Raw genomic sequence first — 26,867 nt, forward strand, 5'->3', positions numbered from 1 at the left:
CTTGTGACAAAGGGTTACAACGTCACCTCTTCCGCCTACTGTATAAAACCCCTATACTGTATGAATCGACAGTTTATTGGGTTTTATCATGACGGCGGAAGGCCACCTTCTTTTTTCTATTGCCTGTGCGGTATTTGCCAAGAATGCCGAGCTAACGCCCGTTCTTGCGCAGGGTGACTGGTGGCATATTGTTCCTTCCGCCATTTTAACGTGCCTGCTGCCGGATATTGATCATCCCAAATCCCTGCTGGGGCAGCGTCTGAAGTGGATATCAAAACCCATTGCCCGGGCATTTGGTCATCGCGGGTTTACGCATAGCCTGCTTGCAGTTTTTGCCCTGCTGACCACGTTTTACCTGAAAGTCCCGGACACCTGGGTAATACCGGCTGATGCCTTACAAGGTATGGTTCTCGGTTATCTCAGCCATATTCTGGCCGATATGCTGACCCCGGCGGGCGTTCCCCTGCTTTGGCCCTGCCGCTGGCGTTTTCGTCTGCCCATCCTCGTGCCGCAAAAAGGCAACCAACTGGAGCGGTTTCTGTGCATGGCACTGTTCGCATGGGCAATCTGGATGCCGCAGACCGTACAAGAGAACAGCGCGGTACGCTGGTCTTCGCAGATGATTAATACGCTACAAATGCAGTTCAATCGTTTCATAACGCATCAGATTGACTAATAAATCAGCCAAAAAGTCATTTTCGGTATAAACAATTCCATTTGAATATAAGAGGCAAGTCACAGTTCTGCTAATCTTGCGCCAACAGAATCACCTTTAAACGGTGATACGTATAATAAGATCAGGAGAACGGGGATGAACTTTCCATTAATCGCGAACATTATCGTGTTCGTAGTGCTGCTGTTCGTGCTGGCGCAAGCCCGTCACAAACAGTGGAGTCTGGCCAAAAAAGTACTGGTCGGTCTGATCATGGGTGTCGTGTTCGGCCTTGCCCTGCACACCATTTATGGTTCCGACAGCCAGGTTCTTAAAGATTCCGTACAGTGGTTCAACATTGTCGGCAACGGTTATGTCCAGTTGCTGCAGATGATTGTTATGCCGCTGGTATTTGCATCTATTCTCAGCGCCGTTGCGCGTCTGCACAATGCCTCTCAGTTAGGTAAAATCAGCTTCCTGACCATCGGAACGCTACTGTTTACCACGCTGATTGCCGCACTGGTCGGGGTTCTGGTGACCAACCTGTTCGGCCTGACCGCCGAAGGTCTGGTGCAAGGTGGTGCCGAGACGGCCCGTCTGAACGCGATTGAAACCAACTATGTTGGCAAAGTGGCTGACCTCAGCGTTCCGCAACTGGTGCTGTCGTTTATTCCGAAAAACCCGTTTGCCGATCTGACTGGCGCCAACCCGACGTCGATTATCAGCGTAGTTATCTTCGCAGCATTCCTGGGTGTAGCCGCACTTAAACTGCTGAAGGATGATGCACCAAAAGGCGAGCGCGTTCTGGTGGCTATCGATACCCTGCAAAGCTGGGTGATGAAGCTGGTTCGTTTGGTGATGCAGTTGACGCCGTACGGTGTTCTGGCGCTGATGACCAAAGTGGTTGCCGGTTCCAACCTTCAGGACATCATTAAGCTGGGTAGCTTCGTCGTGGCCTCTTATCTCGGTCTGGGCATTATGTTCGTGGTTCACGGGATCCTCTTGGGTATTAACGGCGTTAGCCCGCTGAAATACTTCCGTAAGGTGTGGCCGGTGCTGACTTTCGCCTTCACCAGCCGTTCCAGCGCAGCCTCAATTCCGCTGAACGTTGAAGCGCAAACCCGTCGTCTGGGCGTGCCTGAATCCATCGCCTCTTTCGCCGCCTCTTTTGGCGCCACGATTGGCCAGAACGGTTGTGCGGGTCTGTACCCGGCAATGCTGGCAGTAATGGTCGCGCCGACCGTTGGAATCAACCCGCTGGACCCAATGTGGATTGCCACGCTGGTTGGTATCGTGACCGTGAGTTCCGCAGGGGTTGCGGGTGTCGGTGGCGGTGCAACGTTTGCCGCACTGATCGTTCTGCCTGCTATGGGTCTGCCGGTCACGCTGGTTGCGCTGTTGATCTCCGTTGAACCGCTGATCGACATGGGTCGTACTGCGTTGAACGTAAGCGGTTCCATGACTGCCGGTACGCTGACCAGTCAATGGCTGAAGCAGACCGATAAAACAATTCTGGACAGCGACGATAACGCCGAACTGGCGCATCGCTAAGTCTGTCAGCTAAAAAACAAAAAACCGCCGGAGTATCATGCTCCGGCGGTTTTTTTATATCCATTAATCGCTCAGTTCATTTTCCTGACGGACCTGATTAGCCCAGCGCTGCGCTGATTCCGGGACCGTAAATGCGGGCGAACGTTGAAACGCCTCCCCCATTAAGACAAAAGCGACATATTTTCCGCGCAGTATCCATACGTCACGAAACGCATCCATTTTAATCGCATGCTCTGGTGGAGCGGGCTCCACGCGAGGAACATAGCTGATAACCGGACGATTTTGTTGGCGAAGAGGTTTCATAATCAGTTGCTTCACTAAAGACAAATTCTAAAAATCAGAAAACCACTATCTTAGCCGATTTTGCCTCCTGACGTCCTGCCTTGCGTGCGCTGTTTGCCTGGTTCATCGCGCTTTACGTCATCGGCCTGTACCTGCGCCGCTGAGGTCGGGCTCCCGACTTTCATCGCCGCGAACTGTGGGAAGCGATTGAAGCGGGCGATTATCCGGAATATGAACTGGGGCTACAGCTCATTCCTGAAGAGGACGAATTCAAGTTCGATTTTGACCTGCTCGATCCAACGAAATTGATACCTGAAGAACTGGTTCCGGTACAACTCGTCGGTAAAATGGTGCTAAACCGCAATCCGGACAATTTTTTCGCCGAAAATGAGCAAGTGGCTTTTCATCCCGGACACATCGTCCCGGGCATCGATTTTACTAACGATCCCTTGTTGCAAGGCCGCTTGTTCTCCTATACCGATACCCAGATCAGTCGTCTGGGTGGACCCAACTTCCATGAAATCCCAATTAATCGCCCAACCTGTCCGTATCATAATTTCCAGCGTGACGGCATGCATTGCATGGACATCGATACCAATCCGGCCAACTATGAACCGAATTCCATCAATGATAACTGGCCGCATGGTCGCCATTTTACTTAATAACCAGGTGAAATCGGCCGTTCTGCTCGCCATCATGCAAGCCCTACAGGCCGAAGGTGTTCATGCCAAACTACTCTATTCCCGGATGGGGAATGTAGTTGCCGATGATGGCTCTACCCTGACGGTCGATGCGGTTATCGTTCCGTGCGGCAATCTCGCGGATATCGTTACGAACGATGATGCCCGATATTACTTATTCGAAGCGTATAAGCACTTGAAACCTATCCCCCTGGCTGGCGATGCTCGTCAGTTTAAAGCAACGTTGAATATCAAAAAGGAAGGAGAAGAAGGCGTGGTGGAAGCGGACAGTGCAGACACACAGTTCATGGATACCCTGCTGACGCTGATGACCGCGCACCGCGTCTGGTCACGCGCCGGAAAAATAGACACGATTCCGGCCTAAAAAAATGCGGCGCATTAAGCGCCGCAAACTCAGGAATTACACGTTCAGAAAACTGCCAAGACGATAACCGCGCTCCGCAATAGCATATTTCAGTGACGAAGACGTCAGCACGTCGAGCTCAGTTAAGCGGGGGTAACAGTAGGCACTTTGACGAATAATGTCATCGATAAAAGCCGGATGACACATCACTTCCAGCGAGGATTCTCCGCGATCGGCTGACGCATCAAGCGTCTGCAAAAACAGAGCTTCAGAAATCGCCTCACCGTAAAACTCGCTGCTGAATCCCTGGGAAGTCCGTAAGGTTTCCGGTAAGTCAGACGCCTGGAATATCGCCTGACGATCGATACGCAACGCAATCCCCTTCTGGGCAGCAAACCTTGCTACGATAGGGAAAATTTGCGGGAACATATGCACATGGTGATGGCTATCCAGATGCGTCGGCTCCCGCCCGAACAGGTCAATAAAACGCTGATACTGTGCGGCCAGTTCCTGAGAAATTTCATCCAGCGGCAGAGTGTCTTCCTCCGCCATCTGCCAGATCCATTTCCCCAGTACACCGTCACGAGTAAGGCCTGGCATTGCCGTCAACGGCCTGCCCAGTGTCAGAACAAAGTGCATTCCGACGGCAAGTTCAGGTATGTCGCGACTCAGTTGTACCGCATGGTCAATTGCCGCACCGTTAACCAGCGCCGTGGTCGAGGTGACAACACCATTGCGACAAGCTTCAACAGTGCCGTAGTTTTGTCCTTTACTCAGGCCAAAATCATCCGCATTCACAATCAGTACGCGTTCCATAGCCGACCTCAGTTAGTGTTGTTCGCTTTTGAGTTTCTCAATGCACCCGGCGAAGTTTGGCAGCCATTTTTCATGCGCCAGAATCAGCTCACGCGCCAGAATTTCGGCATCGCTGTCAGAATGCACCAGCGGGCTCAGGTTCAGCGCCAGCAGCACATCATTCAACTCACCGCTCAACGCTGCGTTGCTCGCCGCCACTTCAAAACCTTTAATGGTATAGATAAGGCCGAGCACTTTCTCATCAAAATGGGTAATTCGCGGATGCGGCGTAGCACCGTTACGCCCCAGCGTACAGGTCATCTCAACCGCCCAGTCCGCAGGAATATTATCAACATGCCCATGATGTGGAATGTTGACATAGTGCTCAGTCTGTTTGTCGTTGTAGATGGCATTGATCACTTCACAGGCCGCATCGGAGTAATAGGCCCCGCCGCGCTGCTCCAGCTCTTTCGGTTTAACGTTTAGCTCAGGATTTTTATAGAGATCAAACAGTTGTTTTTCTACTTTTTGTACTACCTGAGCACGTGCGCCACCCTTATAGTACTCGCCCATTTCGATCGCCAGCATCTCTTTTGGCTTGAAGTAGTACAGCAGATACGAGCACGGCAGCAGCTTCAGCGAACGAATCAACCCTTCGCTGAACGGCAGGTCGAAGATGTTCTTCACGCCAGAGGCTTTCAACTGACCCGAAGCAACGCCGTCCAGCAGTTCATCAAAGCGTGACACACCGTTGACCAGAACATCCTTAATGAAGACCATATGGTTCAGACCAAACAGGTCGATAGATAAGTCATCGCTCTCTTTCAGCGCCAGCACGTCGCTGATGAACATTTTCATGCCGATCGGAATATTACATACGCCGATGAATTTCTTAAAATTCGTATGGCGATAAACCGCCTCAGTCACCATCCCGGCTGGGTTAGTGAAGTTGATCACCCACGCATTCGGGCACAGTTCTTCCACATCTTTAACAATATCAAAGATAACCGGAATGGTACGAAGGCCTTTGAACAACCCGCCAGCGCCGTTGGTTTCCTGCCCCAGATACCCGTGGCTCAGCGGAATGCGTTCATCCTTTTCACGGGCTTGCAGCTGCCCTACACGCAGCTGGGTGGTAACGAAATCAGCATCTTTCAGTGCTTCACGGCGATCCAGCGTTTTAAACAACTTCATCGGCACGCCGGCTTTATCGATCATGCGCTGGCATAGGTCAAAAATAATGTCCAGTTTCTCTTTTCCACCGTCGACATCAACCAGCCACAACTCAGAAACCGGTAATTCATGATAGCGCTTAATAAAGCCTTCAAGTAATTCAGGGGTGTAGCTGCTCCCGCCACCGATAGTGACGACTTTTAATTTCTGGCTCATACTTTCTCCCTTCAGTGTCAAAACACTGACGTGTATTATGCTCAACCCGTATGTCAGGTATAGCTTGGCTGTCCCGACGCTATTTTGGGCAAGCTATAAAAAATGGGTTATTGGCAAATAATTTCTACTGATTAAATTCAGTTAATTTCTTACGGTAGCTATTCGGTGTAAACGACGTCAGCTTTTTAAACGTTTTAATAAACAGGCTTGGACTACTGTAGCCAGACTCGTAAGCAATATCCGTTACAGAATAGTTCGTCATTTCCAGCTGTTTTTTAGCAAAGTTAATGCGGATTTCATTAATAATCTGCATCGGCGTTTTGCTGTAATAACGCTGGGTTGCACGGGTCAGATACTCCTGGGATTTCGCGGACAGGTGTACCATATTTTCCAGCGCGTTCTCGCTAAACTGCCGTTTGTCGTGCATGGTCTCGACGGTGGTTTTAAGCCACTGCGGAATATCATCCAACACCTGCTCTTCGCGATGATGACGTAACCGATTAATAATATAGAAGGTGACCACTTCTACAAATTCATCCAGTCCGCTCTCGCGAAAGTTAAGTGATGCAATAACCGTTTCAATATAGGTAAGAAACGAGTTATTCGCCCGATAGACCTGCGATGCAACGAAACAAAATGGCAGTAGCGGGTGATAGTGCTGTTCAAAAAAACGTTTACTGATGCCGACGTTAAGGATCCTTGTCGCACCAAAATCATAAAAACTTTGGTGGTGCGATCCCAACGGGATAAAGACAAAGTCTCCACGTTCGAGTAGTACGCGTTTACCGTTGATTTCCTGATAATAGCGCCCGGTTAAAACCAGGGTAAATTCATAGTAGTCATGCTGATGCAGCCCGCTGATACTCTCAGTTTTGTTATAGATGAACACATGGAAATTTTTGCCATTAAACAGCTGCTGTTCATAAACGGTTTTGATTTCCGGTGCGTTAATCTGTAGCTGCATTATGCACTCCTCGCTATTTCAGCTTTTCGTGAAGTTCAATCAGTTCAGTCACCAGCTCACGCGCCAGCATTGATGTCATCAGGTGGTCCTGCGCGTGGACAAGTACCAGGCTAACTTTCATTTTACCTTCGCCCTGATCGCCTTCAATCAGTTTCGTTTGCACGAGGTGCGCTTCGTTCAACGCCAGACGAGACTGGTCCATCATCGCCTTGGCCGACTCGAAATCGCCTTGCTTGGCCATTTTAAGTGCGCCGTACGCCAGGCTACGCGCCTGACCGGAGTTGATGATGAGGCCCATCACCACTTCTTCAAGTTCTTCTGCTTCGGACTGCGTGTCGACGATATTCTCGATATCCAACATACTTTTTCCTCTGGTTCAGTCCGGCATGACCGTGAAGCCATGCCGGATTAAATTTAGAATTTCAATGCGTTAGCGATATCTTCTTCGCTTTCTTCTTGGTCAATAACATTCTGCGCTTTGTTGGCTACCACCACGAACGGCAGGTAAACCAGCGTTGCAATACCGAGGTTGAACAGCGCGACCAGCAGAGCAGCGACACTACCGTTGGTGTTAAAGAACGCGCCCAAACCGGTTGGCATGGTCCACGGTGCAATGTTGGTAATCGGTGGAATAATGCCTGAGTAATAAGCTGCCAGCGTAATCGCCGCCAGTATCGGTTGCACCAGGATGAACGGGATAAACATCACCGGGTTCATGATGATCGGCAGACCGAACAGGATAGGTTCGTTAATCTGGAACAGACCTGATGGCAGTGCCAGTTTAGCAACCTGACGATAGTCAGGACGACGCGATGCCAGGAAGATAGCGATAATCAGACCCAGCGTTGCCCCGCTACCCCCAAGGAAAATATAGGAGTCGAGCATCGGTTTCGCCCAGACGTGGAACGTCTTACCGGCTTCCAGCGCGGCATCTACGGAACCAAACTGTTGGTAGATAGAGATGTTTTCCAGCGCCCATGGCGTCATGATACCGCTGTCCAGCGCAGTCAGCGCCAGTGAACCGTGAATACCAAAGAACCACAGCAGCGGAACAAAAATCACGTAGGCCCAGCCCACCACGCTGCCCAACGACGCCAGCGGAGTTGAAATGGAATCCATAATGATCTGGTGGAAGTTCGTACCCCAGGTGTTCAATGCCCAGGCGATGATCCCCATAATGGAGAGGATAAGGAAGCCAGGAATCAGCGCAGAGAAAGAGCGCGATACAGATGTCGGTACGCTATCAGGTAATTTAATGACCCAATTGCGACGAACCACAAAGGTGAACATTTCCGCGACCGCGAGGCCGATAATGATACCGGAAATAATATTGGCACCGCCGAGCCAGTTCGCGCCAACGGCATAGGCTTCACCCACGCTATAAGGCGTTACGGTCATAAACGCGGCGACAGATAACAGCCCGGCAGCCAGTGAGTCGACTTTACGTTCTTCTGCCAGCGCCATGCCGATAAAGAACGGTGCCATCAATGACATGATACCCAGCGTACCGTTATAGACGTTTCCACCAATGCCTTTCAAGCTATTCAGCGTTTCAATAGTTGAAGCATCAAGTCGAATGCCCATTGAATAAAAAAACGACCCCTCCCCAAAGCTCAGGAAAACGTTATTGATTAATACAAACATGGCCCCTGCGAGGGTTAACGGCATTAAACGAATAAAACCGTTCTTGATTGCATTAACGTGTGGCTGCTTTCCAATTTTTACAGCAAAAGGAAGGAGTACCTTTTCAAGTGAAGCAATAGCGTTACTCATAGAAAAATACCCTTAAATACCGCAATTAAAAATTGCGGTGAATGTTAATGAAATAACTCTTTGACGGGAAAAATTAAAATAAAATAATTAATTTGCTGCGGCTTTTTTAATTGCTGCAACAGCAGCCTTAAGCACGCCTAAACCATCGACTTTGCCATACAGCAGCGAGTCAATCACTTCCACAGGCTTGTTGGGTAACAAACGCTGAATTTCGGGCAACATATAAGCAATTTGTGGACCTAATAACACGACATCGGCCGTTGGACCTTTTTCTCCGGCCAGCGTTTCAGGAAACGCTTCAATAATAACCGGCACTTCGTATTTTTCGGCCTGAGCACGCATCTTCGAAACCAACAATGAAGTCGACATGCCCGCAGAACAAAACAGATAAATGTGTTTCTTTTCCATTAAAACGATCCTCATATGCGATTATCTGTCAACCAGACACTCCGCAAGCCATAACCTGCATCCATGCTCTGGGTAACTTGCGTCAGCTAAATTACTTTTTTAGATGGCTGAAATGAGTATACGGGATTGCACCAGTGGATGGTATTTCCTTGACCAACTAAATTGTCTCTCCTTGACCTGTCGTTATGACCCCCCTCACATTTCGGGCAAATAATTCGCGGCAATAAATAAGATCGTTCGGCACAAAAAAACCGGCACGATGGCCGGTTCGTCTGAATGCTCAGGCAATAAGCAGTTGTTACTTCTTCGCCGCCTGCGGGTCGGTGTCGTACTCTGCGCAGGTCTGGTAACCGGAGTTAATCACATGTCCGGTGTCATCTAAAGCAACAAAATAGGTTTCAGCTTTACCATCTCGTTGACCCAGGATGTAGGTCTGGCATGTCCCTCGCGCATGAATCATGCTGACTTCAGAAGAAGGTTTACCGGCAATCTGCGCCACCTGCGCCCGGCTCATCCCTTTCTTCACATCTTTCACCACGGGCTGAACAAATTGGTCTTTGGTACGATCGTAAGCCGTACACCCTGCCAGCATAGTCAAAACAGCCGCTGCACTCAGAATTCCTGTTAGGTTCTTGTTCATATTCCGTCCTCTTGTATTTCAGCGTGTTATATAAGCCTGGAGCACAACAACGCATTTTTCAAGCAATCAGATGATACTTAGGCAGTTTCGGAAAATTCTATTAAAACAAAATGATGCTCGCATCCCTTGTCGTTTGGGCCTCAACGCGATAATTTTAACACATCATTTTTTTGATCATTTCATTTTCCATAGGGGGTTAAATGACTCTGCAGCAAGAGATAATCCAGGCGCTTGGCGCAAAACCGCACATCAATGCAGAAGAAGAAATTCGCCGCAGCGTGGATTTCCTTAAATCTTATCTGCAGACCTACCCCTTTCTGAAATCACTGGTATTAGGGATTAGCGGCGGGCAGGACTCAACGCTCGCGGGAAAACTATGCCAGATGGCTATTTCCGAGCTTCGCGAAGAAACGGGGAATGACGCGCTGCAGTTTATTGCCGTACGTCTGCCATATGGCGTTCAGGCTGATGAACAGGACTGTCAGGATGCCATCGCCTTTATCCAACCGGACCGCGTACTCACCGTCAATATTAAGGGTGCGGTACTGGCCAGTGAACAGGCCCTGCGTGAAGCGGGTATTGAACTGAGCGATTTTGTCCGTGGCAATGAAAAAGCCCGTGAACGTATGAAGGCTCAGTACAGTATCGCCGGCATGACCAGCGGCGTTGTCGTGGGAACCGATCATGCAGCAGAAGCCATCACCGGATTTTTCACCAAATACGGCGATGGCGGTACTGACATTAACCCTATTTTCCGTTTGAACAAGCGTCAGGGTAAGCAACTGCTTGCCGCGCTGGGTTGCCCGGAACATTTATATAAGAAAGCACCAACCGCCGATCTCGAAGACGATCGTCCTTCTCTGCCGGATGAAGCCGCATTAGGCGTCACCTATGACAACATCGACGATTATCTGGAAGGAAAAACGCTGGCTGCCGACGTCGTGAAAAAAATTGAAGGCTGGTATCTGAAGACCGAGCACAAACGTCGCACACCGATTACGGTGTTTGATGACTTCTGGAAAAAAGCGTAATTCTTTTAGTCACATATTGCCGGATAGCACTGGGATCACCGCTGTCCGGTCCCTCCTCCTGATCTGATGCCGCTTTTTTAATCGGTTCCAAACTGTTATACTGGATGGATAACCAGCACCCGGAGTGAGAAGTGGTACGGCGTCAATCAGCCCCGCGCCTGACATTTGAGGCAGCGGCAATCTATGAATATCCTGAGCACCTGCGTCCATTTTTGAGTGCGCTTCCCGCCGTGCCAGGCGTCTATCTGTTTCACAGTGAAAGCGACACTATGCCGCTCTATATTGGTAAAAGCGTCAATATTCGCAGCCGCGTGATGGCACACCTGCGTACCGCAAACGAAGCAGCAATGCTGCGTCAGGCCAAACGCATTAGCTGGATTTGTACCGCGGGAGAAATTGGTGCCCTGCTGCTGGAAGCGCGATTGATCAAAGAACAACAGCCGTTGTTTAATAAACGACTGCGGCGCAATCGCCAGCTTTGCGCCTTGCAGCTTACCGACCGAACTGTTCAGGTTGTCTACGCACGAGATATTGATTTCTCCCATGCCCCCAATCTGTTTGGCCTGTTTGCCAATCGTCGCGCAGCGCTACAAGCGTTGCAAAGCCTCGCGGATGAACAGCAGCTGTGCTACGGCCTGCTGGGGCTGGAACCCCTGAGTCGCGGGCGCGCCTGTTTTCGCTCCGCGCTTAAGCGATGCGCCGGAGCGTGCTGCGGGAAAGAGAGTCATGAAGCCCATCATTTGCGTCTGTTAGAGGCGCTGGAAAGAGTGAGAGTGATTTGCTGGCCATGGAGCAATGCCATTGCGCTGCAGGAAACCCGCGCTGAAATGACACAGTACCATATCATCAACAACTGGCTGTGGCTGGGAGCCGTTTCAACGCTGGATGAAGCGGCTACCCTGGCGCGTATGCCGGCCGGCTTTGACCATGATGGCTACAAAATTCTCTGCCGGCCTGTTCTGTCTGGTCAATATGACATTATTGAACTGCGTCCGGAGAATGGCCCGGCATCCAGTTAATCTCGCTGAACAGCAGTTTTCCCTCGCGCTCCAGCAGTCGTAAGGTGTGTTTACCGTCGTGCCAGCTTGCACCCTGATCGGCGGTCAGTAGCTTATCGCCCAGTTGCCAGGCACCGCTGATAACAAATACCACGCCGCCGCGCGAACCAAAAGTCGTAAACGTGCGGTCGGCAACTCTGACTTTCGCCTGGCAGACATCCCGTCGGGTCATGATATTGAAATCCATCGACATCTGCCCTTCTGTCAGCTTCGCTTTTACCACCTTGTCACCGGCAAAGGTAAAAGGCTGATGCTGTTTCAGAGTATGTGTGAAGGTGTTTGACTCTTCCAGGGTCACTTCTCCACCTTCCAGCAGGGTAATCACGCGTTCTACGCCGGGAAAGAGAGAAAACTCTCCGTTGGCTGCAATGGAGGCGATACTCGCCCGCCAGTGAAAATCTCGTGTTGCTGGCGGAAAACAGCAAATCTCACGGGTTTCTCCCGCACCATTTCGCCACAGATTGACCGGCATTTTGCGGATATCAAAGTATTCCATCATCCCTCCAGAAAGACGCAGCACGGCAACCCGCCGTAAACAGGCAGCCATAAATCATCATTGGTATGTTCACCCTGCAGATTATTGTTATCGGCAGCAGAGTTGATTTGCCTTAGCGATGAACCCGGTGTTTTGCAAAAAAGAATAACGCGCTGATCCAGGTAGAATTTTCACGGGCTTCAGGAGAATAGCGTGTCATGTGTCCGGTGCAATAGGCAGGAAAGAAAAAACCGCCGATCCTGCCCACATCGTTAAACGTGTTGTGGACAAGAGCGGCGGTCTTGAGTTTGGTTTCACGCTGTGCGGCAATCAGTGCAACACAGCATGAATGATTTAGTGTAGACGCTGATCGATTACTCGGCAGCTTGCGGCATTTTACCTTTCTGCGCTGCACGTTCTGTCAGACGCTTCTCAAAATTGGCATTAAACTGCTTTTTCTGTTCCGGGGTCAGAATGTTGTAAATCTTGTTCTGGGTTTCCATATGCGCCAGCATGTTGGCTTTGCGCTGTTCTTCCATCTTCGCAATCTGCGCTTCGGCTTTCGCTTTATCGAAGCTATCGCTGGCGATGATGTCGTGCATTGCGCGGCGTTCTTCCAGCGGCGGACGTTTCATCTGATCACGCTGGCCTTTCATGATCTCGCGAATCTGCTGTTTCTGAGCATCGGTCAGGTTCAGGTCTTTGAACATCATGTCGTGATGCGGGGCGAATTTACCGTTGTGGTGCATCATCGGTTTGGCATCAGCTGGCGCAGCTGTTGTCGTGTCAGCGGCATGAGCCAGGTTGGCAGCACCCAGGGCCAGAGTAGAGGCAACAAACAGAGCAGTCAGTTTACGCATAATTTCTATCCTTTCTTTCAGTTATTTTTACGACACTCATGCGACTCTTATGCAATGTGATGTCGTGTTGACGAGATTAACTTTACCGGCTTAAGCGTCAATTAATCAGAGCAACGGTAAAACAGTGAAAGTATAAAAAACAAATTTTCATCAATTATGAAGAAAAAAAGAATAAATTGCGCAGAGTTGCAATAAAAAATTACAACAGGATGATTTTGAAAGGATTATGAAGAACTATACCTGAACCCTGCTTATTAAGAAAGCAATTCACCAGGAATAATCCGTAATAAATAAAAACAGCACGCAAAAATAAGCCCTGAAGGATAAACCTGCAAGGCATATATATTTATCACATTTTTTGGAGCATCAGCCCGGCACGTAAACCACAGGCCACGTTGGGATTCGGAAAGAGAACGTATTCAACATCATGGGTGACAATAAAACGTTCATCACCGTCCTGCGCCAGCAAGGTTCCCTCTTTAAAAGGGGTAAAGTTGAGCGTCTGGTTATCCATATGAAGAATGAAATCGTCGCTACGTCGCGTGATTTGCGACACTACGCGGTAGCGCAGCGGAGATGTTTCTCCCGTCGATACTCGCTCGCCTCGCAGCAACTGCGCCAGTGCGTCTGCCGTTTGCGCAAACTGGGACAGATCGTTTTGTCCAAACGGCAGCGCTTTACCGAGTTCCAGCGTACAGGCCAGTGCGCCAAAATGTTCAGCGCTAAAATGGGTGAACGTACCGCCAGGCGCCTGATGGAAGACCAGCGCCTCCAGTCCCGCATCTCCCAGCCATTCAAGAAAACCCTCATCCCAGGCAACGTTGCGTTGTGGCAACACGCCAAAGCGCAGATGCTGTGAACCGCGAATCGCGGTGTGTAGATCCAGATGCCAGCGTGCTGGCTCTTTCGCCCGCGAATAAAAATCCTCCAGACACAGCTCAAGCTCATGGGCTCGGCGCGTTTCTTCACTCGCGGTAAAAATCTGCCACCGGCCGCAAAACATACGATTCAGGTCGCTATGACAATACCGTTTTCCCGCAGCAAGTGCCTGCGGGTTTCCCAGAATCACCAGTAGCCGCCATGTTAGTGCCAGCTCGCCGCTAAACAGTCTGGACAACAATGAATCCAGCATCTCTACCGGAGCCGTTTCATTGCCATGGATCCCCGCAGACAGCACCAGAGAATGTTCAACGGGTGCAAGCGGCGTCAGTTCCAGAATTCCGTGACCGATCCACTGCCAGTCAAAACCATGAGTGGTTCCTTGCATTTTTTCTGGAGTGGCGCCTGCGAGCGTGATAGCCAGAAAGTTATCCATGGCGCGGCCACTCCTGCTGGAAAGGATACACAGAGCCGAGGTTAAGCAATTGCGTCAGCGTATCCAGCGCTTCACGCCCCTCGCGCAACAGCTGTGGATCGGCAAGGTCGGCAGCGGTAAGACGATCGCGATAGTAACGGTCAACCCAGTTATTCAACGTGTTAAACAGCATATCGTTCATGATAACCGCCGGATTCACCACCTGCTGTTCCTGCAAGGTGAGCACCACTCTCAGGCGCAAGCATGCCGGACCGCCGCCGTTGGACATACTTTCACGCAGATCGAATACCCGCAGATCATCGATCGGATTGTCTTCCTCGAGAAGACGGTTCAGATACCGCCACACACCAGCATGCTCCCGGCACTCCTGCGGCAGGACCAGCATCATCGAACCGTCATCACGACTCAGCAACTGACTGTTAAACAGATAGGTGGTCACCGCATCCTGCACCGAAACTTCCGCAGTCGGGACTTCCAGCGGGGTAAAACCTGCCACCTGGCTACGCAACTGCTCTAATAACGCCTGCTGTCTGACAAACGCCTGCTGATGACAAAACAGCACCTGGCGATTCGACACCGCAATCACATCGTTATGAAACACACCAAGATCGATGACATCCGGGTTTTGCTGAGCAAAAATACACTGATGCGGGTTAACCTGATTCAGTCGTGCGACCGCCTCACTGGCCTCACGGGATTGCCTTGCCGGATAGCGCTTCGGCTGGGATGCATTGCCTTCTTCACGACCGTAAACAAATAGCTGTACACCGGGATCGCCGTAATCTCCACCGAGGCGGTTATGGTTTGCCGCCCCTTCATCACCGAAAAGCGCAACCTGGGGTAACGCACCGTGGACAGCAAAACTATTCTCATCACGGAAAATCGCCCGTAGCAAAGCTTCGGTAGTAGGCGCTTCCAGCGAACGGTGGAACTTATTATTCAAATTCGCCACCGTCAGATGCACTTTCCCGTCCAGCGAATCTGCTGAAGGGCAAACCGTTGCCGCATTCGCTACCCACATAGGCGATGCGGAGCTGGTACTGGAGAGCCAGTGAGGTGCCTGACGCGCCACTTTCTCCAGCACCTGTTCGTCACTGCCGCTAAAACCCAACTGACGTAGAACCGGAATGAAAGGCCGCTCGTGGGGGGGGATCACCGCCTGAGGAAAACCCGCATCCGCCAGCGCTTTCATCTTTAGCAGACCTTGCTTCGCCGCCAGACGCGGGTTCGACACCTGAAATCGATGTTTGGTTGAGGCCTCATTACCAAATGACAATCCAGCATAGTGGTGAGTCAATCCCACCAGGCCATCAAAATTTACCTCACGGGCTTTCATAGATTATCCTCGCGAGAAAAATCCAGCCCGGGGCTAAGCGCCGTTGGCAGCGTTAAGACCGGTGATTCCAGACTTGCCATCGGCCAGGCGCAATAATCTGCGGCATACCACGCGCTGGCGCGATGGTTCCCGGAAGCGCCAACGCCGCCAAACGGTGCGGTACTCGCAGCGCCGGTTAACGGCTTATTCCAGTTGACGATCCCTGCTCGAGCCTCCAGCAGTAGCTGTTCAAACTGGCCGCGATCGGGCGAAACTAACCCACACGACAGTCCAAAGCGGGTGTTGTTCGCCACACGAATCGCCTCATCAAAACTGTCATAACGCCATACGCCAAGCAGCGGCCCAAAAACCTCTTCATCAGGTACGTTCGCCGCCCCGGTCAGTTCAATGATTCCAGGGGTCAGCAGTGACGTTCCGGCTTTCACCAGACGTGGCGCCAACAGCGTACGTCCCCCCAACGACGCCAGACGCTGCCAGGCATCATAGACATGCTGCGCGGCCTGTTCGGAAATCAGTCCGCCCATAAACGGCTGCGGTTCCGCATCCCAGTTGCCGGGCATTAAACGCTGACTAACCTCCACCAGACGCGTCAGGAACGCATCACCCTGCGCGCCTTTTTTTACCAGCAGGCGGCGGGCACAGGTACAGCGTTGTCCGGCGGTGACAAATGCGGACTGAATGGTCAGATGTACCGCGGCATCAATATCCTCCGGATTCTCAATAATCAGCGGGTTATTACCCCCCATCTCGAGGGCGAGGATTTTTTCCGGTTGGCCGGATAACTGCCGATGCAACTGATAACCGGTATTGGCACTGCCGGTAAACAGCAGACCATCGAGGTCTTCCAGCGCACTCAGAGCCTGCCCTGTTTCACGTCCGCCCTGCACCAGGTTCAGCACGCCCGGCGGCAATCCCGCCTGTTCCCACAGCTTTGTTACTGCTTCACCGGTCCACGGCGTCAACTCGCTGGGTTTGAAAATCAACGTATTGCCTGCCAGCAATGCCGGAACAATATGGCCATTGGGTAAATGACCAGGGAAGTTATACGGACCAAAAACCGCCAGCACGCCGTGTGGGCGATGGCGCAACGTTGCCGCGCCATCCGGTAGTTCGCTGTGCTGCTCTCCGGTACGGGCATGGTAAGCTTTGACGGAGATGGCGATTTTATTGATCATCGCCGTCAGTTCAGTCGCGGCTTCCCAGCGTGGTTTGCCGGTTTCCCTGGCGATAATCTGGGTTAGCTCGGACTTATTGCTTTCCAGCAATGAAGCAAACTTTTCAACAATCGCCTGGCGTTCACTGAAGGACTGTTTAGCCCAACCGGCAAAAGCTGCACGCGCAGCCTGGCACGCTTGCGTCACCTGCGTGGCATCGGCATCATTGCCGTGCCACAGCACATCACCACCTACTGGGTTGGTTTTCACCCGGCGCTCGCCCAGTCCCGTCACCCAGTCACCGTTTATCCATAGTGTCATGCTGTTTTCTCCTCTGCACAAAGACGCACAAAACGTACATGGTCGCCCGCGTGGCATTTCAGGGCATCCAGTTGTGCCGCCGTCAGTACCAGACGTTGGGTATCCGGGTCTGCGCGAACCAGCATGACGCGGAAGTTTTGATAGTTTTCATTGGCAACCAGACAGGCCGGATAATCGCCGGTTGCTGGCTGACCTTCAGCCACTTCCACCAGCCTGCTTTTACGAATCGCCCGCACCCGGTCAATATCGCATTCCAGCGTCGGCCCGCCGTCGAAAATATCGACATAGTTGCGATAGCGAAAGCCCTCTTTCTCCAGCACCGCCCGCGCGGGCGCCGTTTGCGGATGAACCTGACCAATCACGCTTTGTGCTTCATCAGACAGGAAATCGGTGTAAATAGGATGCTTGGGCATTAATTCAGCAATAAACGCTTTTTGCCCTGTTCCGCAGAGAAAATCCGCCCGGCTGAATTCCATTGAAAAAAAGCGTTTGCCGAGGCTTTGCCAAAACGGCGAGTAACCGTGTTCATCAATCACACCGCGCATCTCAGCCACGACCTTCTCATTAAACTTGTCACGAAACGCGGCCATAAACATAAAGCGTGATTTTGACAACAAATAGCCGTTGCCTTCTTTTCGCCAGTCCGGATCGAGAAACAGCGTACAAAGCTCGCTGCTACCCGTGTGATCGTTACTCAGAAACAGCGTCGGCAGCGCGTTATACACATTCAGCTCTTTCGAGGCGTGGACCAGTGTGCCGACCCGATAGTTGTACCAGGGATCGTTAAGTCCTACCGCCACCTCAATGGCGCAAATCCCGGCCACAGTTCCGCTGGCGCTGTCTTCCAGCACAAACACATATCCCTGCTCACTTTTGGGCAACTCACCGCGCCAGGTTTGTAGCGAACGTTCGATACGCGCCATTAGCGTCGCTTCATTCGCCGGTAGCGAGGTCAATCCGCCGCCGGTCTTACCGGCAAGCTGCATCAACGCGGTGATATCAGCACGTTCAATGGGACGAATCACCATCATGATGAACCTCCTGCTTTAATGCGTTCGCAGGCCAGCGCAAAGCGATCCAGTCCGGTGGCGACTTCTTCTTCGCTGACATTGAGCGCTGGCGCAAAACGCACCACGTTAGCGCCAGCGATCAGTACCATCACCCCGGCAACAGCCGCTTCTTGCGAGATGAGTTTCGCTTTCCCGGCAAATTCCGCATTCAGCACGCAGCCGATCAGCAGCCCGAGTCCACGAATTTCACTAAACAGTCCAAAACGTTCGTTAATGGCGTTAATACGCTCCACAAACCAGTCGTGGCGCTGTTTTACTCCGTTGAGCACTTCCGGCGTGTTAACAATTTCCAGCAGTTTACCCGCCACCGCCGTCGCCAGCGGGTTGCCGCCGTACGTTGTACCGTGCGTACCCACCGTCATCACACTGGCGCAATGCTCTGTCGCCAGCAGTGCGCCGATGGGGAAACCACCGCCCAGCGCTTTAGCTGTCGTCAGCAGGTCCGGCGTAACGCCGTAATGCATATAGGCATACAGCTCGCCAGTACGGCCAACCCCGGTCTGAACCTCATCAAAAATCAGCAGCGCATTATGGCGATCGCATAATTCACGCAACCCCTGCAAAAACGCGTTTGTTGCAGGCACCACGCCGCCTTCGCCCTGGACAGGTTCGACGATGACCGCACAGGTCGTGTCATCAATCAGTTGACTGGCAGAATCGAGATCGTTATACACGGCATGGCGGATATCCGGCGGCAGCGGCGCGAAATCCTGTGAATAGGCGGGCTGACCACCGGCGCTGACGGTAAACAGCGTGCGGCCATGGAAGGCATTTTTAAACGCCACAATCCCGCTCTTCTGGCTGCCAAAACGATCGTGGGCATATTTACGCGCCAGTTTTAGTGCCGCTTCGTTGGCTTCTGCGCCGGAGTTACAGAAGAAAATGCGCTCGGCGAAGGTGGCGTCAATCAGCTTTTTCGCCAGACGCAATACCGGCTCGTTGGTGTAGCCATTTCCGGTATGCCAGAATTTGCTCGCCTGGTCGTTTAATGCCTCGCGCAATGCCGGATGGGCGTGACCCAGCGCGTTAACCGCAATGCCTCCCGCGAAATCGATATACTCTTTACCCTGCTGATCCCACAGACGTGAACCTTCACCCCGCACCGGAATAAAAGGGGCCGGAGCGTATACGGGCATCATCCATTCATCAAAATTTTCACGCGTAATTGACAGAGACATAGCGACCTCAACGGTAAATAAAAGGTTATTTATATGTTAATAAATATAGTGTTTGCGGTGTAAATGTAGATTGCAGGGTTCGTGCCAGCCAGCAAAAAAAGTGCATAAACGGAGGGCGAGAACGGAATATCAACAGGTTACAACGTGACGATATTCACTATACGTGCATATAAAGTGAATATGTTTGCGCATCAGGTGACTAAACAGAGGAAAAAACGCAGTTTTATTCAGTCGCCAAATATAATTCTGGAATTGTGATCGTATACGAAATTTTTCGGAAATTATTGCTCCATTCCGACGCGCTTCGCGCCAAAACGGTGCAGTTTTTGCTCCATCGTTAACACCATTAGCAATCATTGTTGGAATCAGGTGACAAGAAGCAGTCAGTCTGCAGAAATTCTGCTACCATCCTTGCACTATTCATCTTGCAAAGTGGCAGTGACTATGAAATTTGTCTCTTTTAATATCAACGGCCTGCGTGCCCGTCCCCATCAACTGGCAGCCATTGTCGAAAAACACCAACCGGATGTTATTGGCTTACAGGAGACAAAAGTCCACGACGATATGTTCCCTCTCGAAGAGGTAGCAAAGCTCGGTTACAACGTCTTTTATCACGGCCAGAAAGGCCATTACGGCGTCGCGTTGTTAACGAAAGAAACGCCAATTGCGGTACGTCGTGGCTTCCCGGGCGATGACGAAGAAGCGCAGCGTCGTATCATCATGGCAGAAATTCCGTCCCCTCTGGGCAGCATCACTGTGATCAACGGCTATTTCCCGCAGGGCGAAAGTCGTGACCATGAAACTAAATTCCCGGCCAAAGCCGCGTTTTATCAGAACCTGCAAAACTATCTTGAGACAGAGCTGAAGCGCGACAATCCGGTATTGATCATGGGCGATATGAATATTAGCCCAACCGATCTCGATATCGGCATTGGCGAAGAGAACCGTAAACGCTGGCTGCGTACCGGAAAATGTTCCTTCCTGCCGGAGGAGCGTGAGTGGATGGAACGCCTGCTGGGCTGGGGCCTGGTGGATACCTACCGTCACGCAAATCCTGAAAAGAATGACCAGTTCTCGTGGTTTGATTACCGCTCAAAAGGCTTTGACGATAACCGTGGCCTGCGTATCGATCTGCTGCTGGCGAGCAACCCATTGGCGGAACGCTGCGAAGAAACCGGCATCGACTATGAAATTCGCAGCATGGAAAAACCGTCCGACCATGCGCCGGTATGGGCTAAATTCAGCGTCTGACCTTCTATGTTTTTTTACTCTCCGGGCCCGGCCTGGAGAGTCTGTTTATTCTGTGCAAAATCAATAAAGCGACGGTAATACATTGTTGCGGCCGGGAATTTATTATATCTTCGCGCGCACTTTTCGCTGACGAAAATGCTCCATTGCACTCGGTTTTACAGGAGAACCCCCATGAAAAAGAAGTTCGCATAAAGCAGAATACCGGCTGCTGATTGTCGCGGTCCTGTTCTGCGTTCTGGCGGGAGTTTTCCATCATTATGGTCTGACCGACCTGATAACCAATTTCCATCATTTGCAAGACGTCATCCGCCAAAGCGGTATGTTCGGCTATACGCTTTATATCCTGCTGTTTATTGTTGCTGCGCTGTGTCTGATCCCCGGCAGCATCCTGGTGATCGTCGGCGGTGTGCTGTTTGGCCCCGTGGCAGGGACGCTTATCTCGTTAGTGGCAGCAACCGTGGCCTCGGCGCTGTCGTTTTTGCTGGCTCGCTGGCTTGGACGGGATCTGCTCTTGAAATACGTTGGGCATACGACAATGTTTCAGGCTATCGAAAAAGGTATTGCCCATAGCGGAGTTGACTTTCTGATCCTCACCCGGCTCGTGCCACTGTTCCCTTATAACATTCAAAATTACGCCTATGGGCTGACGGCTATTCCGTTCTGGTCATTTACCGTGATATCTGCGGCAACCACTTTACCAGGCATTTTTATTTATACGCTGATGTCGCACGAACTGGCCAGCGAAGGAATTAGTTGGGCATTTATCGGTAAGCTCAGCGTGGCGGGGCTGGCGTTATTCGTCCTCGTTCAGGCAGCCAAAGCCTGGGCCCGGTATAAGCATATCGATCCGTCAGCTCCTCACGAGTGCGCAGATAAATGATAAAACGACGCATCCATTACTACCGCGAAGGAGTGATAATCCTGCTGCTGCTCGCGCTGATGGCATGGGCGTGGATACCTGGCGTGAGCGATTTTCTCCACGCCAGCCTGGCGGCATTTGCCACGCTCGATCAGCATGCAATTGAGAATTTTATTCGTTCTTACGGAACTCAGGCGGCGGTCGTTTCATTCTTCCTGATGATCTTGCAGGCCATCGTCGCCCCGCTTCCCGCTTTTGTGATCACCTTTGCCAACGCCTCGCTGTTTGGTGCATTTTGGGGCGGCATATTGTCCTGGTGCAGCGCAATGGCCGGCGCGGCGCTTTGCTTTTTTATTGCCCGCGTTTTAGGCCGTGGCGCGGTGGAGAAACTGACCGGAAAAACGGTGTTGAACAACATGGACGCTTTTTTCGAGCGTTATGGCAAGCACACCATTCTGGTCTGTCGACTGTTACCTTTTGTACCGTTCGATCCGGTAAGCTACGCAGCAGGCCTGACCTCGATTCGGTTTCGCCATTTTTTCATCGCCACCGGCATCGGTCAGTTACCCGCCACTATCGTCTATTCATGGGCTGGTAGCCTGTTAACCGGCGGTACATTTTGGTTTGTAACCGGCCTGTTCATCCTGTTCGCTCTGAGCGTAATAATTTCAGTGGCGAGAAGCCTTTATCTTGAACATCAGCGAAAAAAAACCTGAGACTTCCCCCCATTTTTAGCCATGGAGATACTATGCGTTACTGCTTATTGTGCCTGAGTTTAATGCTCTGTCCGCTGGCGACGTTTGCCCAGGACGACGGCTGGCAACAAATCAAAAATGATGCCCGCGGTCAGACGGTATGGTTCAACGCCTGGGGTGGCGACAATGCAGTTAACCAGTATCTCGATTGGGTTAGCGGCGAGATGAAAACGCACTATGCCATTAACCTGAAAATCGTACGTCTCGCAGATGCCGCCGACGCGGTAAAACGTATCCAGACAGAAGCAGCATCCGGGCGAAAAACCGGGGGTTCTGTCGATTTATTGTGGGTTAACGGCGAAAACTTCCGCACCCTGAAAGAAGCCGGGCTTCTGCAAACTCAGTGGGCGCAAACGCTACCTAACTGGCGCTATGTTGATACCCAGAAACCGGTGACCGAAGATTTCTCCGTTCCAACGGAGGGAGCTGAATCACCGTGGGGCGGTGCCCAACTCACCTTTATTGCCCGGCGCGATCTCACCGCGCAGCCGCCGCAATCTCCGCAAGCACTGCTTGAATTTGCGCAGGCACACCCTGGCACGGTGACCTATCCGCGCCCGCCAGACTTTACCGGCACGGCGTTTCTGGAGCAGTTGTTAATATCGCTCACCACCAAACCACAAGCATTGAAAGTTGCGCCAGATGCAGCGACATTCGCCGACGTTACCGCGCCATTGTGGCATTATCTTGATACCTTGCACCCTGTACTTTGGCGTGAAGGCAAAGATTTTCCGCCCACGCCAGCACGAATGGATGTACTGCTCAATAGCGGCACCCTGCATTTGTCATTGACCTTTAACCCTGCCCACGCGCAGCAAAAAGTAGCCAGCGGCGAATTGCCTAAAAGCAGCTACAGTTTTGGTTTCTCACAGGGCATGCTCGGCAACGTGCACTTTGTTGCCATTCCGGCGAATGCCCGCGCCAGCGCCGGAGCAAAAGTCGTGGCAAACTTCCTGCTTTCGCCCGAAGCACAACTGCGTAAAGCCGACTCAATTGTCTGGGGAGATCCTTCGGTGCTTGATCCACAAAAATTACCTGTTGAACAGCGTGATGCGCTGCTGGCACGGATCCCACAAGGACTACCTGCCGTTCTGCCGGAACCGCATGCTGCCTGGGTAAACGCTCTGGAACAAGAATGGCTACGCCGCTACGGTACGCATTAATTTTGCTACTCTGGGCCATCATGGCGGCAGTTTATCTGCCGTTGGTGCCAGCGGCTTTCTCTCTGATAGCGCCAGCCCTTAGCCTACCCCATTGGCTGGCTCTCTTTGCCGACCCTCAACTTCCGCAGGCGTTACTGGCGACACTTGTTTCCACAGGACTGGCTGCCGGCGGCGCGCTAATCATCGCGCTGCTGGCGATCCTCGCTTTATGGCCCGGTGCAGGCTGGGCGCGACTAAGCACCCGTCTTCCGTGGCTGCTGGCGATCCCGCATGTTGCCTTCGCCACCAGCGTGCTGTTGGTTTTTGCCGAAGGCGGTAAAATCTGGCAATGGCTACCGTTCCTCAGCCCACAACCAGACCGTTACGGCATCGGGCTTGGCGTGACGCTGGCGGTGAAAGAGAGCGCTTTTTTGTTATGGATCCTCTCGGCTCTACTGAGTGAAAAACAACTTTCGCAGCAGGTTATCGTGCTGGATTCGCTGGGTTACAGCCGACTGCAATGCCTGAACTGGCTGGTACTGCCCGCTATCGGCCCGGCATTAGGTAAAGCTATGCTGGCGATTGTTGCCTGGTCACTCTCCGTTGTGGATGTGGCAATCGTCCTCGGCCCCGGAAATCCGCCAACACTGGCCGTATTGAGCTGGCAATGGCTCAGTCAGGGCGATGTCGAACAGCAGGCGAAAGGCGCACTCGCCAGCCTGTTGCTGGTGCTGTTACTCCTCATTATCGCGCTGGTGAGTTATCTGTTGTGGCGCGCCTGGCGACGTACTATCCCGGCAGTAAATGGTGAACGCCTGCATTTTTCACCTATAACAATCGCACGCCCGCTGGTACAGATCTTGCCCGTCAACGGTGTGGTATGCGCGCTTGTACTGGCGCTTATCGCCAGCTATTCCTCACTAAACCACGAGGCGCTCAGCAATAGCCTGCAGCTAGGGCTCCTTTCCAGCGTGTTAGCGCTACTGATACTTTTTGTCTGGCTGGAATGGGGTCCACAAACCGGGCACCGCTGGGTCTGGCTACCGCTCATTTTGCCTGCGCTACCACTGGTAACCGGACAATATCTGCTGGCGTTATATGCCGGACAGGATGGACTGATGACGACCATTATCTGGGGCCACCTGCTGTGGGTGATGCCCTGGATGCTATTTGTGCTTAAACCGGCCTGGCAGCGCATTGACTCGCGATTAATTTTGATTGCACAAACGCTGGGCTGGTCGCAGGGGCGGATATTCTGGCTGGTGAAATGCCCGCTGCTGGTGCGCCCGGCATTGATTGCCTTCGCGGTTGGCTTCTCGGTCAGTATCGCCCAGTATATGCCGACGCTGTGGCTAGGTGCCGGACGCTATTCCACGCTGACCACCGAAGCGGTGGCATTAAGCAGCGGCGGTAGCAGCGAGATTCTGGCAACACAAGCGTTGTGGCAGCTTCTTCTACCACTGCTCGTTTTCGCACTCGCAGCCTTTCTCGCCGCGTGGATTGGCCGCTTTCGACAAGGACTCCGCTAATGCTCATTGTGCAAAACGTTTCGTTGTACCAGGGGGCGACTGCGCTGCTGAAGAACGTTACCTTTCAGATTGATAAAAGTGACATTGTCACGATTATGGGTTCTTCCGGCAGCGGAAAGTCTTCGTTGTTTTCGTGGATGGTCGGGGCGTTGTCGCCTCAGTTTCAGGCATCAGGCGAGCTGTGGCTCAACGAACGACGCGTTGACGCGCTACCTACGGCGCAGCGCCAGATTGGCATTCTGTTCCAGGATGCGTTGTTGTTTGACCATTTCAGCGTTGGGCAGAATTTACTGCTGGCCCTACCTGCCAGCCTGCAGGGTTCCGCCAGACGACATGCGGTGGAAAGTGCTCTCGCACGCGCTGACCTGGCCGGTTTTTATTCTCGCGATCCGGCGTCGCTCTCCGGCGGACAACGCTCGCGTGTCGCCCTGCTCCGCGCGCTACTGGCTCAGCCCCAGGCACTGTTACTTGATGAACCCTTTAGTCGGCTGGATGCGTCGCTACGCGACACCTTTCGCCAATGGGTCTTCACCGAGGTGCGTAAGTTGGGGATCCCGGTGGTACAGGTGACCCATGATGCGCAGGACGTTCCGCCAGCAGGCCGCGTACTTCAGATGGAAAACTGGGCGTGAATGTGGCGATATGCTGCGTTAACGCAAGGTTTTTACTTAATCGGCGGCACAGAATGTCGTCCTCTTTTTTTCAACGTCGGGCTATTCGATGAAACGTGTTTCTCAAATGACCGCGCTGGCACTGGCTTTAGGGCTCGCTTGCGCTTCTTCCTGGGCTACTGAAACAGCACAGACGCTCACCCTCGACCAGTTACAGCAAAAGCAAGGCGCGGCGATCGATACCCGTCAGAGCGCTTTTTACAACGGCTGGCCGCAGTCGCTTAATGGTCCTTCAGGACACGAACCTTCCGCACTGAACCTGTCTGCCGCCTGGCTCGACAAGATGAATGATGAACAACTCAGCGCCTGGGTTCAGTCACATCAGTTGAAAACTGATGCGCCAGTAGCGCTGTATGGTAGCGATAACGACATACAGGCTGTCAAAGCCCGCCTGCAAAAAGTTGGCGTTAACCATATCTCCACCCTCAGCGATGCGCTTACGGACCCAGCCCGCCTGCAACGTCTGCCGCACTTCGAACAGCTGGTGTACCCGCAGTGGCTGCACGACCTGCAGCAGGGTAAAAACGTAACCGCTAAACCGGCGGGTGACTGGAAAGTGATTGAGGCCGCCTGGGGCGCGCCGAAGTTGTATCTGCTCAGCCACATCCCTGGTGCGGGCTACATTGATACCAACGAAGTTGAAAGCGAACCGCTGTGGAATAAAGTTTCCGACGCGCAGCTCAAAGCGATGCTGGCGAAACACGGTATCCGCCACGACACCACGGTGATTTTATACGGTCGCGATGTCTATGCCGCCGCTCGCGTGGCGCAAATTATGCTGTATGCAGGCGTGAAAGATGTTCGTCTTCTCGACGGCGGTTGGCAAACCTGGTCCGACTCAGGTTTACCGGTCGAACGCGGCACTCCGCCAACGGTGAAACCAGAACCTGATTTCGGCGTGAAAATCCCTGCCCAGCCGCAGTTGATGCTCGATATGGAACAGGCTCGCGGTCTGCTGCATCGCCAGGATGCGTCTTTGGTGAGCATTCGTTCATGGCCAGAATTTGTCGGTACCACCAGTGGCTATAGCTACATTAAGCCAAAAGGTGAGATTGCAGGTGCACGTTGGGGCCACGCAGGCAGCGACTCCACGCATATGGAAGATTTTCATAACCCGGATGGCACCATGCGCAGCGCGGATGACATCGCCGCCATGTGGAAGCAATGGAATATCCTGCCGAATCAACAGGTCTCTTTCTATTGCGGTACCGGCTGGCGCGCTTCAGAAACGTTTATGTATGCCCGCGCGATGGGCTGGAAAAACGTCTCCGTCTACGACGGCGGCTGGTATGAGTGGAGCAGCAATCCAAAAAATCCGGTTGCCAGCGGTGAACGGGGCCCGGACGCCAGTAAGTAAGATTGTC

At 52.3% G+C, this 26,867-nt stretch carries 26 protein-coding genes and 1 pseudogene; 12 read left to right on the forward strand and 15 right to left on the reverse strand.

What is annotated here, in order from left to right:
- The first annotated feature begins 76 nt into the window (after positions 1 to 76).
- Positions 77 to 676, forward strand: coding sequence for a metal-dependent hydrolase (locus tag OGV74_RS12600; RefSeq protein WP_086504240.1), 600 nt, complete (start codon positions 77 to 79; stop codon positions 674 to 676).
- Between the two features lie 135 nt (positions 677 to 811).
- On the forward strand, positions 812 to 2,203 hold the full coding sequence (tcyP, locus tag OGV74_RS12605) for a cystine/sulfocysteine:cation symporter (protein ID WP_003030608.1): 1,392 nt from the start codon (positions 812 to 814) through the stop codon (positions 2,201 to 2,203).
- A 63-nt stretch (positions 2,204 to 2,266) separates the two neighbouring features.
- On the opposite strand, the gene cedA is transcribed toward tcyP, so the two are convergent.
- Positions 2,267 to 2,530: a cell division activator CedA gene (gene cedA, locus OGV74_RS12610; RefSeq protein WP_071667549.1), complete on the reverse strand. Its 264-nt coding sequence runs from the start codon at positions 2,528 to 2,530 to the stop codon at positions 2,267 to 2,269.
- Between the two features lie 119 nt (positions 2,531 to 2,649).
- On the opposite strand from cedA, the pseudogene OGV74_RS12615 reads away from it, so the two are divergent.
- Positions 2,650 to 3,550, forward strand: a pseudogene (locus tag OGV74_RS12615) (catalase); the annotation flags it as partial.
- Positions 3,551 to 3,586: 36 nt separating this feature from the next.
- On the opposite strand, the gene chbG reads toward OGV74_RS12615, so the two are convergent.
- The 7 genes from chbG to osmE form a co-directional block, all read right to left on the reverse strand.
- On the reverse strand, positions 3,587 to 4,345 hold the full coding sequence (gene chbG, locus OGV74_RS12620; protein WP_086504241.1) for a chitin disaccharide deacetylase: 759 nt from the start codon (positions 4,343 to 4,345) through the stop codon (positions 3,587 to 3,589).
- 12 nt (positions 4,346 to 4,357) lie between these two features.
- Positions 4,358 to 5,713 carry a 6-phospho-beta-glucosidase gene (locus tag OGV74_RS12625; protein ID WP_003030616.1) on the reverse strand — a complete coding sequence of 452 codons (1,356 nt, stop codon included), beginning with the start codon at positions 5,711 to 5,713 and terminating at the stop codon, positions 4,358 to 4,360.
- A gap of 124 nt (positions 5,714 to 5,837) precedes the next feature.
- Positions 5,838 to 6,680, reverse strand: coding sequence for a transcriptional regulator ChbR (chbR, locus tag OGV74_RS12630; protein ID WP_085951046.1), 843 nt, complete (start codon positions 6,678 to 6,680; stop codon positions 5,838 to 5,840).
- Between the two features lie 10 nt (positions 6,681 to 6,690).
- Positions 6,691 to 7,038, reverse strand: a complete 348-nt coding sequence (gene chbA / locus OGV74_RS12635) for a PTS N,N'-diacetylchitobiose transporter subunit IIA (protein ID WP_003030618.1) — start codon at positions 7,036 to 7,038, stop codon at positions 6,691 to 6,693.
- A gap of 53 nt (positions 7,039 to 7,091) precedes the next feature.
- A complete protein-coding gene (chbC, locus tag OGV74_RS12640) occupies positions 7,092 to 8,450 on the reverse strand; it encodes a PTS N,N'-diacetylchitobiose transporter subunit IIC (RefSeq protein ID WP_003030619.1) in 1,359 nt (452 codons plus the stop codon).
- An 87-nt stretch (positions 8,451 to 8,537) separates the two neighbouring features.
- Positions 8,538 to 8,858 (reverse strand): PTS N,N'-diacetylchitobiose transporter subunit IIB, encoded by a 321-nt coding sequence (gene chbB, locus OGV74_RS12645; RefSeq protein ID WP_003840900.1) that lies wholly within the window; start codon positions 8,856 to 8,858, stop codon positions 8,538 to 8,540.
- A gap of 298 nt (positions 8,859 to 9,156) precedes the next feature.
- On the reverse strand, positions 9,157 to 9,498 hold the full coding sequence (osmE, locus tag OGV74_RS12650; protein WP_003030621.1) for an osmotically-inducible lipoprotein OsmE: 342 nt from the start codon (positions 9,496 to 9,498) through the stop codon (positions 9,157 to 9,159).
- A gap of 200 nt (positions 9,499 to 9,698) precedes the next feature.
- Here osmE and nadE point away from each other — a divergent pair, with 200 nt between their 5' ends.
- Together nadE and cho are read left to right on the forward strand one after the other, a co-directional pair.
- Positions 9,699 to 10,529 carry an NAD(+) synthase gene (gene nadE, locus OGV74_RS12655; RefSeq protein WP_049016468.1) on the forward strand — a complete coding sequence of 277 codons (831 nt, stop codon included), beginning with the start codon at positions 9,699 to 9,701 and terminating at the stop codon, positions 10,527 to 10,529.
- 131 nt (positions 10,530 to 10,660) lie between these two features.
- On the forward strand, positions 10,661 to 11,548 hold the full coding sequence (cho, locus tag OGV74_RS12660; protein WP_003030624.1) for an excinuclease Cho: 888 nt from the start codon (positions 10,661 to 10,663) through the stop codon (positions 11,546 to 11,548).
- Here cho and ves read toward each other — a convergent pair.
- From ves to astC, 7 genes are all read right to left on the reverse strand, one after another.
- The gene (gene ves / locus OGV74_RS12665) at positions 11,508 to 12,083 is read right to left on the reverse strand and encodes an environmental stress-induced protein Ves (protein ID WP_003030626.1); all 576 of its coding nucleotides are present in this window, start codon (positions 12,081 to 12,083) and stop codon (positions 11,508 to 11,510) included. The genes cho and ves overlap by 41 nt on opposite strands.
- 353 nt (positions 12,084 to 12,436) lie before the next feature.
- A complete protein-coding gene (gene spy / locus OGV74_RS12670; protein ID WP_003030629.1) occupies positions 12,437 to 12,922 on the reverse strand; it encodes an ATP-independent periplasmic protein-refolding chaperone Spy in 486 nt (161 codons plus the stop codon).
- A gap of 349 nt (positions 12,923 to 13,271) precedes the next feature.
- On the reverse strand, positions 13,272 to 14,237 hold the full coding sequence (astE, locus tag OGV74_RS12675) for a succinylglutamate desuccinylase (protein WP_086504242.1): 966 nt from the start codon (positions 14,235 to 14,237) through the stop codon (positions 13,272 to 13,274).
- Positions 14,230 to 15,573, reverse strand: coding sequence for an N-succinylarginine dihydrolase (gene astB / locus OGV74_RS12680; protein ID WP_086504243.1), 1,344 nt, complete (start codon positions 15,571 to 15,573; stop codon positions 14,230 to 14,232). The genes astE and astB overlap by 8 nt, the downstream gene beginning before the upstream one ends.
- Complete coding sequence (gene astD, locus OGV74_RS12685) at positions 15,570 to 17,048, reverse strand: succinylglutamate-semialdehyde dehydrogenase (RefSeq protein ID WP_086504244.1); 1,479 nt, start codon at positions 17,046 to 17,048, stop codon at positions 15,570 to 15,572. The genes astB and astD overlap by 4 nt, the downstream gene beginning before the upstream one ends.
- Complete coding sequence (gene astA / locus OGV74_RS12690) at positions 17,045 to 18,079, reverse strand: arginine N-succinyltransferase (RefSeq protein ID WP_003030637.1); 1,035 nt, start codon at positions 18,077 to 18,079, stop codon at positions 17,045 to 17,047. Before astA ends, astD begins: the two co-directional genes overlap by 4 nt.
- Positions 18,076 to 19,296 carry a succinylornithine/acetylornithine transaminase gene (gene astC / locus OGV74_RS12695; protein WP_003840894.1) on the reverse strand — a complete coding sequence of 407 codons (1,221 nt, stop codon included), beginning with the start codon at positions 19,294 to 19,296 and terminating at the stop codon, positions 18,076 to 18,078. The genes astA and astC overlap by 4 nt, the downstream gene beginning before the upstream one ends.
- 444 nt (positions 19,297 to 19,740) lie before the next feature.
- On the opposite strand from astC, the gene xthA reads away from it, so the two are divergent.
- The 7 genes from xthA (at position 19,741) to OGV74_RS12730 (ending at position 26,860) form a co-directional block, all read left to right on the forward strand.
- Positions 19,741 to 20,547 (forward strand): exodeoxyribonuclease III, encoded by an 807-nt coding sequence (gene xthA, locus OGV74_RS12700; RefSeq protein WP_048233587.1) that lies wholly within the window; start codon positions 19,741 to 19,743, stop codon positions 20,545 to 20,547.
- A gap of 223 nt (positions 20,548 to 20,770) precedes the next feature.
- Positions 20,771 to 21,427: a TVP38/TMEM64 family protein gene (locus OGV74_RS12705; protein ID WP_174329916.1), complete on the forward strand. Its 657-nt coding sequence runs from the start codon at positions 20,771 to 20,773 to the stop codon at positions 21,425 to 21,427.
- Positions 21,424 to 22,122: a TVP38/TMEM64 family protein gene (locus OGV74_RS12710; protein ID WP_086504245.1), complete on the forward strand. Its 699-nt coding sequence runs from the start codon at positions 21,424 to 21,426 to the stop codon at positions 22,120 to 22,122. Before OGV74_RS12705 ends, OGV74_RS12710 begins: the two co-directional genes overlap by 4 nt.
- Before the next feature lie 32 nt (positions 22,123 to 22,154).
- Positions 22,155 to 23,324, forward strand: coding sequence for an ABC transporter substrate-binding protein (locus tag OGV74_RS12715; RefSeq protein WP_286520892.1), 1,170 nt, complete (start codon positions 22,155 to 22,157; stop codon positions 23,322 to 23,324).
- A complete protein-coding gene (locus tag OGV74_RS12720; RefSeq protein WP_086504247.1) occupies positions 23,297 to 24,832 on the forward strand; it encodes an ABC transporter permease family protein in 1,536 nt (511 codons plus the stop codon). Before OGV74_RS12715 ends, OGV74_RS12720 begins: the two co-directional genes overlap by 28 nt.
- Positions 24,832 to 25,464: an ATP-binding cassette domain-containing protein gene (locus tag OGV74_RS12725; protein ID WP_071697236.1), complete on the forward strand. Its 633-nt coding sequence runs from the start codon at positions 24,832 to 24,834 to the stop codon at positions 25,462 to 25,464. Before OGV74_RS12720 ends, OGV74_RS12725 begins: the two co-directional genes overlap by 1 nt.
- Positions 25,465 to 25,552: 88 nt before the next feature.
- Positions 25,553 to 26,860, forward strand: coding sequence for a sulfurtransferase (locus OGV74_RS12730; RefSeq protein ID WP_003840887.1), 1,308 nt, complete (start codon positions 25,553 to 25,555; stop codon positions 26,858 to 26,860).
- The last annotated feature ends 7 nt before the right edge of the window (positions 26,861 to 26,867 follow it).

The sequence above is a fragment of the Citrobacter sp. Cf116 genome, from assembly GCF_030336505.1.
GTDB lineage: Bacteria > Pseudomonadota > Gammaproteobacteria > Enterobacterales > Enterobacteriaceae > Citrobacter > Citrobacter freundii.

Coding starts and splice junctions, on each gene's coding strand:
- tcyP (WP_003030608.1), top strand. CDS start 812: ATGAACTTTCCATTAATCGCGAACATTATCGTGTTCGTAGTGCTGCTG.
- chbG (WP_086504241.1), bottom strand. CDS start 4,345: ATGGAACGCGTACTGATTGTGAATGCGGATGATTTTGGCCTGAGTAAA.
- OGV74_RS12625 (WP_003030616.1), bottom strand. CDS start 5,713: ATGAGCCAGAAATTAAAAGTCGTCACTATCGGTGGCGGGAGCAGCTAC.
- chbA (WP_003030618.1), bottom strand. CDS start 7,038: ATGTTGGATATCGAGAATATCGTCGACACGCAGTCCGAAGCAGAAGAA.
- chbC (WP_003030619.1), bottom strand. CDS start 8,450: ATGAGTAACGCTATTGCTTCACTTGAAAAGGTACTCCTTCCTTTTGCT.
- chbB (WP_003840900.1), bottom strand. CDS start 8,858: ATGGAAAAGAAACACATTTATCTGTTTTGTTCTGCGGGCATGTCGACT.
- osmE (WP_003030621.1), bottom strand. CDS start 9,498: ATGAACAAGAACCTAACAGGAATTCTGAGTGCAGCGGCTGTTTTGACT.
- nadE (WP_049016468.1), top strand. CDS start 9,699: ATGACTCTGCAGCAAGAGATAATCCAGGCGCTTGGCGCAAAACCGCAC.
- ves (WP_003030626.1), bottom strand. CDS start 12,083: ATGGAATACTTTGATATCCGCAAAATGCCGGTCAATCTGTGGCGAAAT.
- spy (WP_003030629.1), bottom strand. CDS start 12,922: ATGCGTAAACTGACTGCTCTGTTTGTTGCCTCTACTCTGGCCCTGGGT.
- astE (WP_086504242.1), bottom strand. CDS start 14,237: ATGGATAACTTTCTGGCTATCACGCTCGCAGGCGCCACTCCAGAAAAA.
- astB (WP_086504243.1), bottom strand. CDS start 15,573: ATGAAAGCCCGTGAGGTAAATTTTGATGGCCTGGTGGGATTGACTCAC.
- astD (WP_086504244.1), bottom strand. CDS start 17,048: ATGACACTATGGATAAACGGTGACTGGGTGACGGGACTGGGCGAGCGC.
- astA (WP_003030637.1), bottom strand. CDS start 18,079: ATGATGGTGATTCGTCCCATTGAACGTGCTGATATCACCGCGTTGATG.
- astC (WP_003840894.1), bottom strand. CDS start 19,296: ATGTCTCTGTCAATTACGCGTGAAAATTTTGATGAATGGATGATGCCC.
- xthA (WP_048233587.1), top strand. CDS start 19,741: ATGAAATTTGTCTCTTTTAATATCAACGGCCTGCGTGCCCGTCCCCAT.
- OGV74_RS12710 (WP_086504245.1), top strand. CDS start 21,424: ATGATAAAACGACGCATCCATTACTACCGCGAAGGAGTGATAATCCTG.
- OGV74_RS12715 (WP_286520892.1), top strand. CDS start 22,155: ATGCGTTACTGCTTATTGTGCCTGAGTTTAATGCTCTGTCCGCTGGCG.
- OGV74_RS12720 (WP_086504247.1), top strand. CDS start 23,297: ATGGCTACGCCGCTACGGTACGCATTAATTTTGCTACTCTGGGCCATC.
- OGV74_RS12725 (WP_071697236.1), top strand. CDS start 24,832: ATGCTCATTGTGCAAAACGTTTCGTTGTACCAGGGGGCGACTGCGCTG.
- OGV74_RS12730 (WP_003840887.1), top strand. CDS start 25,553: ATGAAACGTGTTTCTCAAATGACCGCGCTGGCACTGGCTTTAGGGCTC.